Genomic DNA, 13460 nt, shown 5'->3' with positions numbered 1-13460 from the left:
ATGAAAGAGCACAGACAGGTTTCCTTACTGTAGGTTTTTCTGATATTATTCCGGAAAGATAACAACCAAGGGGGTATATGAATGACCAGGGAACTTTTCCGGGAGGACGCCTATCTCAGGCGCTGTGCGGCAAAGGTCGCGGCGATCACGGATCGCGGCGGCATTATCCTTGATCAGACGGTATTTTATCCCACAGGCGGCGGCCAGCCCGGCGACAGCGGTCGTTTCAGGATGGCCGACGGGTCGGAAATCATAATAGCCACGACTATAAAAGAACCCGAAAGCGGCGAAATCATTCATGTGCCCGAGGAGGGGCAGAGCCTGCCCGAGACAGGGGCGGAGGTTGAGGCGGAACTTGACTGGACCCGGCGATATCGTCACATGCGCATGCATACGGCGCTTCATCTTCTTTGCTCTGCGGTACCCTGCGGGGTGACCGGCGGCCAGATTGGTACGGACAAAAGCCGGCTTGATTTCGACATCGGCGAAATGACCCTGGACAAGGACCTGATTACGGCGGAACTCAACCGCCTGGTGGAGGAGGATCATGTGGTTGACAGTTACTGGATTACCGATCAGCAACTGGATGAAAACCCGGAACTGGTGCGCACCATGTCGGTGCAGCCGCCACGTGGTTCGGGCCGGGTGCGCCTGTTGAAAGTGGGCACCGGGGTGGACCTTCAGCCCTGCGGCGGGACTCATGTGAAACGCACCGGGGAAATCGGCCCCTTGCGTGTCAGCAAAATTGAAAACAAGGGCAAACGAAACCGGCGTGTCAATATCATCTTTGCCGGAGAATAAAAAAGAGAAGGGGACGGAACCATGAAATATTTACTTGTGCTGACAGGGCTTCTGGCGCTGTTGTGCACACCGGCGCAGGCCTTTGACAGGGTGGCGGAGGAAAGGGCGGTGGCGGCGCTGATCGACGGGTTTCACAATGCGGCGGACAAGGGCGCTAAAGAACGTTACCTCGACTATCTGACCGGCGAGGCAGTGTTCATGGGGACGGATAGTCGGGAACGCTGGCCCTATCCCGAGTTTGAGAAATATGTCGGCGACCGCTTCAGGGACGGCAAGGGCTGGTCCTATCGTTCTATTGAAAAACATATCAGTTTTGCCCCGGACGGCCGCACCGGCTGGTTTGACGAAATCACCCGATCGGAAAAATGGGGTGATTTCCGGGGAACAGGTGTCGTACTCAAACTGGGAGACGACTGGAAAATCGCCCACTATTCGCTCACTTTCCTTGTTCCCAACGAGGTCTGGGAAAAGGTTTCCGAGGTCGTTAAATCAGCAGCACAACCGGACCAGGGGCACTGATCCGGACGTTACAGGGTTCGGGAGAAGTCACCGTAAACGGCGCCCTGCATGACGTACAGGAAATCGTCGGCTTCCAGGTGGACAAGGGATTCATGGTCCCCGCCCTCCAGATAGATGTCAGTGCAATCGGCCAGATCATCATCCAGAAACACCGTCAGGCCGTAGGCTTGCCCCACTGGCGGCACGGCTCCCGGGTCACAGTCATTGAAAATCATTTCCACTTCTTCTTCAGACGCCATGTCGACCTTTTCCTTGATCACATGTTCGACCTTGTGGAGATCCAGCCTATGATCCGAGGGGATGACGGCCAGCAGATAACCGCTGCCCGACGCCAGTAATACTCCCTTGGCCAGTTTCTTGCCGGGGATGTGGGCGCTGCTGGCGATGTAGGTGCTTTGAACCGCGTGTGGATGTTCAAGTGTCTCATAGGAGGTGTTCATGCTCCTGAGATAGTCTCTGAGAGAGATAGCCATACCCATTTTGAGCCTCCTTGTTTTCGGGTTGTGTAATGTTCGTCTGTCCGGAGAAAGGAATGTATTGTACTACAAAATGCTTGAAAATTACACAGGAATTACCACATACATCATATAACAGATAGTGGACAAGAGGCCTTCAGGAGTCCTGTCTACAGGGGGCTCAGTATGCCCGGTCACAGAATTTTGACCCTGAAGACCGCCGGGATGTGATATATTAAAAATGATAAATATGCGCAAAGCAAAGTTGGGGGAATATAGGTGAGCATATGTACAGTGTTTCGGGTTCGGGAAAACCCTTTGATCACATAGGCAGAATATTTATCGCGGCATGTCTTTTCTTGCTGGCGGGCTGTGCCTCTGTCTATGGTAATAAACAGTCGACTGTGTCTGCCGACATTTCACGGGAAGATCTTCTTTCCGGCAAGGTAGTTTTTGGCGATGAAGCGGCAAAACTGACATTGCCGGAGGATCATGTACTTGAAATGACCCCCGAAATGGAGGATTTCCTGGACAACAAGGTGCCCGTTACGCGGAGCGATTATGTGAAGATCAGGGCTATCCTGGGGGCGGTTGTCGGTCCGGGGGGGCTGAATATGGATTATAACAAAGCCGTTACCTATACAGCCCGAGAAGCCTTCCGCAAGGCGGAAGGGAACTGTCTCGGCTTCAGTTATGTGATTGCGCTCATGGCGCGGCAGCGCGGGCTGCAGGCGACTTTTCAGGAAGTGGAAATTCCCCCGGACTGGACGCCCGTGGATGATAAGCTGATTTATGCCAATCGCCATGTGAACGTGCGTATCTCTTCACGGGAATTGAAAACGACGGTGGTCGACATCGATCGTGTAAATGTCAAATCCTATTACAAGACCGAACTGATCAACGACCGCGAAGCTGAAGGGCATTACTACAGCAATCTGGGCGCCGATTATCTGGATAAGGGCGATATGAAGAATGCCTTCCGATATTTTGCAAAGGCCGTAAAGCTCGCACCGGGCGGTTCCCAGTTCTGGTCAAATCTGGGTGTTTTTTACCGGCTCAACGAAAAATATGATTATGCCGAACGGGCCTATTTCATCGCGCTGGAAAAAAAGCGTGACAATTATTCAGCTCTCAACAATCTCCACATTCTTTACGATATGATGGGAGAGACGGAAAAAGCGGCCTATTTTAAAAAAGTGGCCAGGGATTATCAGATGAAGAATCCCTATTACCGTTATTATCTGGCCAGGGAAGCCTATGAGGAAGGTAACTATGCCGAAGCCCTTGATCATTTGCGGGATATCATTCGTAACAAAATACAGGAACCACGCTTCTATACCTTGATGGCGGATACTTATGCCGCACTTGGTGAGGATGAAAAGGCCGCGGAAGTGATAGAGAAAAAGGCGCTTATCCAGTAGCCTTTTGTCTGTTGCCCGGAATTGGTGTATTCTTCCCGCACCTAAATCAAAAATAAGGGGAGTTTTCAGATGAATATGTCGCGTTTTATCATGGCGGTTGTGGCCGCCTATATCGTCATGGCTGTCGTCGGTTTCGGCAGTGACATGGTACTCAAGCAATATTACGACAGCTACATGGCCATTGCCCGGCCGGAAGCTGAAATGATGGCCATGATGCCGTTGTTTCTGGTCGCCTATCTGGTTCAGACAGTCCTGTTCTGTTACATTTATATCAGGGGACGGGAGACCGGGGATCTGATGGAAGGTATCAGGTTCGGCATTCTGATCGGTGTCTTTATGGGGACCACGAATGTCATTCTTTATACGGGACTGCCGCTCAGTATGGAAACCCTTGTCGCCGGCATTTCCGCCGGAATCGCGGTCTATATCTGCGGCGGCATTGCTGCGGCGCTCGTATACAAACCGGCCGCTTCCGAACAGGGATAATCGGGGAACGTCATAAAAAAGCCGGGCTGTTTTGCCCGGCTTTCCTGTGTTCTTATTTGTTCTGCCGGTTGTCGATCAGTTCGTCGACCACGGCCGGTTCCGCCAGGGTGGAGGTGTCCCCCAGCGCCGAATATTCGTTGGCGGCAATCTTGCGCAGGATACGGCGCATAATTTTGCCGGAACGGGTCTTGGGCAGGCCCGGCGAGAACTGGATCAGGTCCGGGGTGGCGATGGGACCGATTTCACTGCGCACCCACTGTACCAGCTCTTTTTTCAGTTCTTCCGTGGGTTCAACCCCCATATTCAGGGTGACATAGGCATAGATGCCCTGGCCCTTGATATCATGGGGGTAGCCGACCACGGCGGCCTCGGCTACATCGTGATGGGCGACCAGCGCGCTTTCCACTTCGGCGGTGCCCATGCGGTGGCCGGAGACGTTGATCACATCATCGACCCGGCCGGTGATCCAGTAATAGCCGTCCTTGTCCCGGTGGCAGCCGTCGCCGGTAAAATATTTGCCGGCATAATTGGCAAAATAGGTCGTATAGAAGCGGTCATGGTCGCCGTAAACGCTGCGCATCTGTCCCGGCCAGCTGTCAATGATGACCAGGTTGCCTTCGGTTGTCCCCTCCAGCACAGTACCTTCGTTGTCCACGATCTGCGGTTGGACGCCAAAGAAAGGCCGGGTGGCGGAACCGGGTTTGAGGTCGGTGGCGCCCGGTAGAGGCGTAATCATGATGCCGCCGGTTTCCGTCTGCCACCAGGTATCCACAATCGGGCAGCGGCTTTCACCGACCACCCGGTAATACCATTCCCAGGCTTCCGGGTTGATCGGTTCGCCGACCGAGCCCAGCAGCTTCAGGCTGGAACGGTCATATCTGGTCACAAACTCGTCTCCGGCCCCCATCAGGGCGCGGATGGCTGTGGGGGCGGTATAGAGGATATTGACCTTGTGTTTTTCAATCGTCTGCCACAGGCGTCCCGCATCGGGCCAGGTCGGCACCCCTTCGAAAAAGACCATGGTGGCGCCGTTGGCCAGCGGACCATAGGTGATATAGCTGTGGCCGGTAACCCAGCCCACATCGGCAGCGCACCAGTAGATGTCGCCGTCATGATAATCGAACACATATTTAAAGGTCAGGCTGGTATAGACCAGAAAACCGCCGGTGGTATGCAGCACACCCTTGGGTTTGCCGGTGGATCCGGAAGTATAAAGGATGAACAGCGGGTCTTCAGCATTCATTTCCTCGGGCGCGCACTCGGCCGGAACCTTGGCGGCAGCATCCTGATACCAGACGTCGCGGCCTTCGGTAAAGGGGACATCGTTGCCGGTATTGCGCACGACGATGACATTCTGCACGGTAATATCCTTGTGCTCCAGCGCCTTGTCCACATTGGCCTTGAGCGGGACAAGCTTGCCGCCGCGGCGTCCTTCGTCGGCGGTGACGATCACATGGCTTTCGCAGTCATGGACACGGCCGGCCAGGGCCTCGGGCGAAAAGCCGCCGAACACCACGCTGTGGATGGCACCGATCCGGGCGCAGGCCTGCATGGCAAACAGGGCTTCGGGAATCATCGGCATGTAGATGGTGACCCGGTCGCCCTTTTTCACATTATGCTCTTTCAGCACATTGGCGAATCGGCAGACTTCTTCGTAAAGTTCCCGGTAGGTAATATTGCGGGAGACGCCGGGATCGTCGCCTTCGAAAATGATGGCGACCTGATCGGCCTTTTCCGGCAGGTGACGGTCGATGCAGTTATAGGACGCATTCAGGGTGCCGTCTTCATACCAGCGTACATGCAGGTCTTCCCTGGCAAAGGATGTATCCTTCACTTTGGTATAGGGTTTGATCCAGTCAATCGTGCGGCCCATTTCGCCCCAGAATCCATCCGGGTCCTTGACGGAACGCCTGTACATTTCCTGATACTGGTCGGTGGTGATGTGGGCCCGGGCGGCCACTTCTTCTGGAACCGGATGTGTGATTATTTCAGACATGATCATCCCTTGAATATTTGCTGACAGTTTTCAGGTCATCATATTTTTATGACGGGCCCGAGTCAAAGGAACTTGTGGGTGTTATCGTCCTTTGACCAGCTTTCGGATCAGGAACCGGCCCGGATGCAGGGCATTGGTGATATATTGTTCCAGAGGCGGAACGGTTCCGATGATCAGGCTGGCAAGATGCTGGGCCAAAAGGGGCGAGGTCAGAAAACCCCGGGCGCCAAGGGCGCTCAGCATAAATATATTCGGGTGATAGCGGGCGCCGGGGAGCGGGCGGTGGCGCGGACCATGCCGCAGAGGCTCATATTCCTGCAGGTAAAAGTCCGCGTCCGGCACGGGACCCGCATAGGGCAGATGGTTGGGGCTGAACCAGCGGATGGCGCTACGTCCCCCCAACAGGTCGGCCTGACCGAGTTCCGGCAACAGGACGGCGGCCCTTTCCCGGTTTTCCTTATGTTCCCGGCCGGTCAGCGGCAGGATACTGTCCGGATCATCCACCGGCTGGAAGCTTGCTCCGGCAATGGTGACTTTTTCGCCATTCAGATCCAGCGGTGGGATCACATAACCTTCTTCGGTGACAATATGATCCGGTGTCGAGGCAGGAGTGCGGAACCAGCTGATCTGGCCGCTCAGGGCATCCAGCGGCAGGTGGGACGTCTGGCTCAACTTCCGGATCAGGGACGGGGCGGTCAGGATCACCGCATCGGCGGCTTGCAGGGAGTCTCCTGCTGCATCAGGAAAATGCCATTTGTCCTCTCGTTGCTCAATTTTCTCTACCTGCACGCCGCCCCTGAAGTCCAGATCCTGCCTGAGAAACTCACACAGCTTTTCCGGCAGCAGGTAACCGAGAGAAGGAAAATAAAGGCTGCCGTCTTCCCTCTGCTGCAGGATGTGGTCCGGCAGGGGAGTGGTTTCCATGATCCGGTCGAATCGATCCTGTTCCCTGGCTGACGATGCCCGCCGTTCCAGCCCGCAGGCATGGAATATGCCATCAGGAAGGTCGTGGTAAAACTTCAGGGCATACAGCAGGGCATGACGGTGAAAGCGGCCTTCCCGGCCGTCGTCTATGCTGAGGAAGGGATCAAGGATGGCAGCCGGATTGCCGGAGGTTTCCTGCATGGGGGCGTCCCGGCGGTCGATCACTGTGACCCGGTAACCGGCCCGGGAAAGATGCCAGCCGGTCATCATGCCGGCAATGCCGGCGCCGAGGATGGCGATATGATTGTTCCGGGGCAGTGCGGCCGGCAACCTGTACCAGGGCTCGTCCCTGACCGGTTTTGACGTCACGGCGGCATCGGTGAACTGACCTTTCAGGCATTCCCGCTTGCGACCGAAACCGGGTGTCTTTTGAAGGGCAAAACCTGCCTGTTCCAGTCCCCGGCGGACAAATCCCGCGGCGGTAAAGGTGGCAATGCGGGTGCCGGGAGCGCTCAATCTGGCCAGCTGCTCAAAAAGTTCATCTTTCCACATGTCCGCGTTGCGGCGCGGGGCAAAACCGTCCAGATACCAGGCATCCAGGGGACGGCGGGCGCAGCGGGACAGCATGTCGGCGGCATCACCGAACAGCAGCAACAGGGTTACCCGACCGTCAAAGAGGGAACGCTGGTGAAACCCTTCGATGGGTTCCGGATAGATGTCGAGCAGTTCGTCAAGTTCCCGGGACAGTTCCGGCCACCGGGAAATCGCCTTGCGGATATCGTTGGGGGCAAGCGGGTATTTTTCGACGGACAGATAAAACAGATGGGCGCCTTTTGGCGCTGTCGCCCGCCATTCCCGGACCGAAAGCAGGAAATTCAGGCCGGTGCCGAAGCCGGTCTCGCCGATGCTGAACTGGTTCCGGTTTTTCCAGATGCCGGGCGCGCCGGTGCCTTCCAGAAATACATGACGGCTTTCCTCCAGTCCGTTTTCCGGACTGTAATAGATATCATTGAACCGTCGCGAGGCGGGTGTGCCGTCCTCCTGCCAGTAAAGGTCATCCGGCGACATTCAGGGGAGTCTCCGTGTCGGGAATATGCAAATCATGTCCTGATCATAGAAAAACCTGAAGCGGAAGCAATTGGCTTTTTATTGTGTTGCCATTATGCTGCGTACAGATAAGCTGAAACCGTAACAGGGAGATATTCTGTATGAAGAATTACCGGCTATTGGGAATGGTGTTTGTGTTGCTTCTGGCGGGAGCGCAGCAAGGGCAGGCGGCGGACAGCAAAAAACCGGTGGTGCCCTGTTCTCATCCGGTCTTCAGGATTTTCGATTTCTGGGTCGGGGAATGGCTGGTCTATCACCGGGACAGCGGCAAGCTTGCCGGCTATGACCGGGTCAGCCGTACCCTGGCCGGGTGCGCCCTGCAGCAAAGCTGGATTTCGCTGGACGATCATTTCTCCTCCCCCAATGTTCCTTTCCGCATGAACGGCAAGAGCCTGACCGCCTTTGATGGCTCCCGGTGGGTGCAGTTCTGGGTCGATAACCAGGCCGGCTCGCAAATCCTCAAGGGCGGCCCGCAGGATAAGTCCTTTGTCCTGTCCTCGGATCAGCCGGTCGGCGGATATGACTATCGCATGAGCTGGACCCCGAACAAGGACGGGACGATCTATAATCTGTCCGAACGCCGCAAGCAAGGCAGCGAGGAGTGGGAGACGGTTTTTGATTTCATCTATCGCCGCAATCTGAACCGGGAGGAGTTTGATGATGAAGACGAGGACGTGCCTGACAGTTGATCCGTCAGGGCCGAGGGGGCAGGGTGTTAATATTTGGGTAAGGTCGGTTGAGTAAACTCTCATCCATTGGTGAAACTAGCGTTTTAGGGCAATCCCGAAGGGTGACTGGGCAGTTGCATATGATTAAAATGAAGGGTTTATTTGTTCCCGTTTCACTGGCGTTTTTTGTTGCCGGTTGCGGCGGATCAGGGGGGGGCGGAGGACTGGTAACGTCTCCGACACCGACGACGTCAACTCCCGTGCCGGTGGCCCCGGTTGTCAATTATAACACGTCTGAATATCGGCTGAACTATGGCCTTGACCAGATGGGGGCCATTGCCGCCTATGAGGAAGGCATCACGGGTGAAGGTATTACCGTGGCGGTCATCGATTCAGGGATCGACACGGACAATCCGGAGCTGGTTGGTAATATCAGCCCCGACAGCATCAGTATTTTTACCAACAGCTATGAAGACGTGGAAGATGTGGACGGTCACGGCACCGCAGTCGCCGGGGTGATTGCTGCGGTGAAAAACAGCACCTGGGTGCATGGCGTGGCCTATAATTCAACAATTCTGGCGATCAATGCCGCCGATCCCGGCACCTGCGGCAGCCCGGATGATTGTGAGTTCTATGACAACGACATTGCCGATGCAGTGGATTACGCTGTGGCGCAGGGGGCCAGTGTCATCAATATCAGCCTTGGCGGTGATGCACGGAATAATGACAAGTTGCAAAATGCCCTGCGGGACGCGGTGGAGGCCGGCGTGGTGATCGTGGTGTCGGCCGGGAATATTGAAGATGCCGCACCGCCTGGCACCGGCGATGAACCGGAAGCATCAGCATTGGACGCTTTGGAAAGCTGGGCCAACGGCCAGATTATCATCGCCGGATCGGTTGATAAATTTAATGAGATTAGCTATTTCAGTTACAAAGCGGGGACGATCGCCCAGGAAGTCTTTCTGGTCGCGGCAGGAGAAGAAGTTCCCGCGGTAGATATCGATGAAGAATTTATATGGGCTTATTCCGGCACCTCCTTCTCCGCCCCCCATATTGCCGGGGCGGCAGCCTTGTTGTTCGAGGCCTTTCCAAACCTGACCGGACAGGAAGTGGCCGAACTGCTCTATTCCACCGCCACCGATCTCGGCGATCCCGGTCTGGATGAAATATACGGCTCCGGCCTGGTCAATCTGACGGCTGCCTTTGCGCCGCAGGGCACTACATCTCTGGCGGTACAGACGACAGCCGGCGACGTGGTCATCCTGTCGACGGACAATACCGTCATCTACGAACCCGGCGCTTTCGGCAGCCTGTCCGCCGTGGCGGGCGCCCTGTCCTCCAGCATGATGCTGGACGGGTACAACCGGTCCTTCAGCATTGATCTCGGCAGCAATATCCACCTCAATACGTCAGGTCCCGATCTTGCCACTATTGTGGACAGCAGCCTGCAGGCGCGTGATGCGACCCTGTCGCTGTCCCCGACGGCAGCAATCAATTTTTCCTGGAAGGAAGAAGACAGGTTTCGGGAAATTGACGAGCTTTATTTCAGCAACCTGAATTCAGCGGAAAAACGGGTCCGCGACCTGCGTTTTTCCTTCCGTCAGGAACTGGAAGGGGGTGCGCAGTTCAGTCTGGCCCGCGGGTTGACGGTGGCGGAAATCACCTCGGACTACAACCATGATGATTTCCTGACCATCGGCAAGGGGGATTTCCTGTCGCTGATGCTGCGGGACAACAGCGAGACGGCTTTGGTCGGTCTGCCGCTGGAACAGGGAACACGCCTGAGAATGTCCATGGGGCAGGGCCAGAGGAATTATGATGACCTTGGCCTCGAAACCGAAAGCAGCCTGTTTCTCGGTGAGCTTGAGCATGATCTCTCCCCCTACCTGACAGCCGGCTTTGATCTGGGTATGCTGCACGAGCGCGGCACGGTGCTGGGCAGCCTGTCCGACGGGGCCCTGAAAATAGGCGACGGCGCCAGCAGCCTGTTCGGTACCCTGCGCTTTGACTATACCCTGTCGCGCGGCCTCAGCCTCTTCGGCAACCTGTCCTATGGCCTGACCACTGTCGAGGCCACCTCCGCCAGTTTGCTGGGCAACATGGACAGGCTGGTCTCCCGCAGTTTCTCGCTTGGATTGAAAGGACGTGATCTGGCCGGCTGGGGGGAACAGATCAGCCTCGCCGTAAGCCAGCCGTTGCGGGTAGAAAACGGACAGGCTGATGTGAGCTATGTGGCAGGCCGGGATTACGTCAATGACACACTTGACTTTGCCAGCCGGCAGGTGTCGCTTGCCCCGGACGGGCGCGAAGTGGATATTGAACTTGCGGTGGAGATGGCGAACTTTTTCGGCGCTTCCCTGCGCATGAACCTGCTGCACCAGATCAATCCGGGTCACAGCAGCACGGCAGGCGATATATCATCGGTCCTGTTCAGGCTGTCTTCCGGTTTCTGAGGTAACATATGAAATATTTTACGATTGTCATATTGCTGTTGTTTTTACCTGCCTGTGCAGAAGGTAACGGATTTCCCCGGATGGCTGCCGCCCCGCAATGGCCGGCCGGCACCATCGAGACGTCCGCAGGGGTGTTTCAGGTTCCGGCAGGGATGGATAAAACAGGGTGTCAGCAGTATCAGACGAAAATACCGGGCGCCAAAACCACCCAGGTGATCAAATACCGGAAAAAAGACGGTTCATTCACCATGAACCGGGCGGAAGCGGATTGTCCCTCGGGCTAGAGCGGAGAGGCCTCAGTCCGTCACCCTGTTGATATGGGCATGCACCCATTCTTCAAACTGCTCTGACGGCAGCGGTTCGCTGAAATGATAACCCTGCAGCACGTCGCAGCCTTTCTGGCGCAAGAGCTGTACATGTTCTTCTGTTTCAACGCCTTCGGCAACCACCGTCAGGCCAAGGCTGTGACCGAGGCGGATTACGGCGTCGGTTATGGCGGCATCGTCATGGTCTTCCGTGATGTCACGGATGAAAGACTGATCGATTTTCAGTTGATGGACGGAAAATTTCTTCAGGTAAGCCAGCGAGCTGTACCCGGTGCCGAAATCGTCGATAGCGAGTGTCACGCCCAGGCTGGCCAGCTTTTCCAGTTTTGGAATGATGCTGTCCTGATCGGCAATCACCATGCCTTCGGTAATTTCAAGTTCAAGCCATTGCGGTGCCAGACCGGATTCTTCCAGAGCCTCTTCCACCTTCTCGGTGAAATCCCGAAGATGAAACTGCTTGGCGGAAATATTGACACAAACCCTGAATGAGGGCAGACCCTTTTCCTGCCATTCCCGGGCCTGTCGGCAGGCCGTTTCCATGATCCACTGGCCGATCGGGATGATTTCTCCGCAGTGTTCGGCAATAGGAATAAAATGGTACGGCGGCACAGTGCCGCGCACCGGGTGGTGCCAGCGGACCAGGGCTTCCGCCCCGACAATGCTGTTGTCGATAGTGTCCAGCTGAGGCTGAAAATGCAGACTCATCTCATTATTTTCGATGGCCCGGCTCAGGTCCATCTCGATTTCCTTTTCCGCCTTGGCAGAAGCGTCCATCTGGGAATCATATATCCGGTACAGTCGTCGACCATTATCCTTGGCCTGATACAAGGCGACATCCGCCATGCGGATCAGTTCGTCCGGATTGCGGGAATCATGAGGAAAGAAACTGATGCCGATGCTGGTGCCGACCTGATGGATTTTGTCGTCAATTTCAATCGGTTTCTGGATACTGTCGAGAATACGCTTGGCAATTCTGGTGACAACGGACTCGTCATCCAGATTGGTGAAGACGATGGCGAATTCATCGCCGCCCAGCCGGGCCACTGTGTCCACTTCGCGGGCGCATTCCGTCAGCCGTTCGGCAACGATCCGCAACAGTTTGTCACCGGTGCCGTGGCCGTAAAGATCGTTGACCGGTTTGAACATATCCAGATCGAGGAACATGACCGAGACTTTCCGGCCAAGTCGTTTCGCCATTTTCAGGGCTTCGTCCAGCCGTTGCTGAAGCAGGTTTCTGTTGGCCAGGCCGGTCAGGCTGTCATGCATGGCCATTTTCCGGATCAGGGTTTCCGCTTCAAATCTTTCGGAAACATCCCGCACCAGAACCGTAAACTGCCTCTGGTCGCTGAATTCAACTTCGCGAATGCTCAGCTCAATGGGGAAATGGGTACCGTTTTTACGATATCCTGTTTCTTTGCGCTTATATTCTTTTTTGTCTTTTTCGATGGAATCGAAATAGCTGACCAGGCCCTCCTGATCCATAAAGAAGGTGGAATTTAGCAGGAACAAAAGACTTTGCCCGACGATCTCGTCAAGGGAATAGCCGAACATTTCCTCGACGGCATGATTGGCGGTGACGATACAGGCGTTCCGGTCGACAGTCAGGAGGCCGTCTGCCATGGCGTCCAGGATCGCCTGGATGCGTCGGGCAGATTCTTCAGCTTCATTCTGTGCAAGCGCGAGCTCTTCGGCCAGTTGCAGGGCGTCCGACGCCTGCTGCTCCACTGTGTGTCGATCGCCACGTATTTCTTCCAGTTGATCAGACATTTCACGCAGGTTGTCATGTTTGGAACCTTCCGCTTCCTTGCGGGCAGTGATGTCCGTCAGAGTCAGGCTATATCCGGCTCCGGGGACCGGTTCACCTCTGACTTCAATATATTTTCCGCTGGGCAGGAGTTGTTCGAAAGACACCGGGAACAGATCGCCGGCCAGGTCAGCCTGTTTCATTTCGTCAATGATCCGGCTGCTGATGCTGTTTGCATGGTCAGGGGATTCAGATACTGTCAGGGAAAGAAAATCGCGCAGACATCTTGCCTGCCGGAGGAAATTTTCCGGTGTGTCGAGAATATTCAGAAATTTTTTGTTCCAGGTCTCCAACCGTAACGCGTGGTCGAAAAAGGCAACCCCCTGTGGCAGCCCCTCGAGCAAAAACTGAATATCGCCTGCTGCTGAAGCAGCTGTTTTTTTATTTATCGGCAATATGTCACCATTCATACTTACTACTAATCCCTGATCTGCGATCTTGGCGAGTGTAGGTGAACAGGTTTAATTTGTAGTTAACGAAAAGCAGATCGTTGAATAGCA

General features: G+C 55.4%; 11 protein-coding genes. 7 read left to right on the top strand and 4 right to left on the bottom strand.

Annotation, left to right across the window (positions count from 1 at the left end):
- Positions 1–81 precede the first annotated feature (81 nt).
- Positions 82–801 carry an alanyl-tRNA editing protein gene (locus ACORNT_RS02270; protein ID WP_321394790.1) on the top strand — a complete coding sequence of 240 codons (720 nt, stop codon included), beginning with the start codon at positions 82–84 and terminating at the stop codon, positions 799–801.
- A 21-nt stretch (positions 802–822) separates the two neighbouring features.
- Complete coding sequence (locus tag ACORNT_RS02265; RefSeq protein WP_321394787.1) at positions 823–1320, top strand: nuclear transport factor 2 family protein; 498 nt, start codon at positions 823–825, stop codon at positions 1318–1320.
- Positions 1321–1328: 8 nt separating this feature from the next.
- On the opposite strand, the gene ACORNT_RS02260 is transcribed toward ACORNT_RS02265, so the two are convergent.
- Positions 1329–1799 carry a YbaK/EbsC family protein gene (locus ACORNT_RS02260; protein WP_321394784.1) on the bottom strand — a complete coding sequence of 157 codons (471 nt, stop codon included), beginning with the start codon at positions 1797–1799 and terminating at the stop codon, positions 1329–1331.
- A 380-nt stretch (positions 1800–2179) separates the two neighbouring features.
- Between ACORNT_RS02260 and ACORNT_RS02255 the strand changes: the two genes are divergently transcribed.
- On the top strand, positions 2180–3196 hold the full coding sequence (locus ACORNT_RS02255; protein ID WP_321394781.1) for a hypothetical protein: 1017 nt from the start codon (positions 2180–2182) through the stop codon (positions 3194–3196).
- Positions 3197–3265: 69 nt separating this feature from the next.
- Positions 3266–3682, top strand: a complete 417-nt coding sequence (locus tag ACORNT_RS02250; RefSeq protein WP_321394778.1) for a hypothetical protein — start codon at positions 3266–3268, stop codon at positions 3680–3682.
- Between the two features lie 52 nt (positions 3683–3734).
- Here the strand turns inward: ACORNT_RS02250 and acs are convergent, their stop codons facing one another.
- Together acs and mnmC are read right to left on the bottom strand one after the other, a co-directional pair.
- Positions 3735–5678 carry an acetate--CoA ligase gene (acs, locus tag ACORNT_RS02245; protein WP_321394775.1) on the bottom strand — a complete coding sequence of 648 codons (1944 nt, stop codon included), beginning with the start codon at positions 5676–5678 and terminating at the stop codon, positions 3735–3737.
- 81 nt (positions 5679–5759) lie between these two features.
- Positions 5760–7670, bottom strand: a complete 1911-nt coding sequence (mnmC, locus tag ACORNT_RS02240; RefSeq protein ID WP_321394772.1) for a bifunctional tRNA (5-methylaminomethyl-2-thiouridine)(34)-methyltransferase MnmD/FAD-dependent 5-carboxymethylaminomethyl-2-thiouridine(34) oxidoreductase MnmC — start codon at positions 7668–7670, stop codon at positions 5760–5762.
- A 140-nt stretch (positions 7671–7810) separates the two neighbouring features.
- Between mnmC and ACORNT_RS02235 the strand changes: the two genes are divergently transcribed.
- The 3 genes from ACORNT_RS02235 to ACORNT_RS02225 all read left to right on the top strand — a co-directional run bounded on the left by ACORNT_RS02235 (position 7811) and on the right by ACORNT_RS02225 (position 11114).
- Positions 7811–8398, top strand: coding sequence for a hypothetical protein (locus tag ACORNT_RS02235; protein WP_321394768.1), 588 nt, complete (start codon positions 7811–7813; stop codon positions 8396–8398).
- 119 nt (positions 8399–8517) lie between these two features.
- Complete coding sequence (locus ACORNT_RS02230) at positions 8518–10830, top strand: S8 family peptidase (protein WP_321394765.1); 2313 nt, start codon at positions 8518–8520, stop codon at positions 10828–10830.
- An 8-nt stretch (positions 10831–10838) separates the two neighbouring features.
- On the top strand, positions 10839–11114 hold the full coding sequence (locus ACORNT_RS02225; RefSeq protein ID WP_321394762.1) for a hypothetical protein: 276 nt from the start codon (positions 10839–10841) through the stop codon (positions 11112–11114).
- A 12-nt stretch (positions 11115–11126) separates the two neighbouring features.
- Here ACORNT_RS02225 and ACORNT_RS02220 read toward each other — a convergent pair whose 3' ends face one another.
- Positions 11127–13370: an EAL domain-containing protein gene (locus ACORNT_RS02220; protein WP_321394759.1), complete on the bottom strand. Its 2244-nt coding sequence runs from the start codon at positions 13368–13370 to the stop codon at positions 11127–11129.
- Positions 13371–13460: the final 90 nt, after the last annotated feature.

Origin of the sequence: Emcibacter sp., from assembly GCF_963675455.1 — a bacterium.
Classification (GTDB): domain Bacteria; phylum Pseudomonadota; class Alphaproteobacteria; order Sphingomonadales; family Emcibacteraceae; genus Emcibacter.
This window is presented reverse-complemented; position numbering and strand designations above follow the sequence as displayed.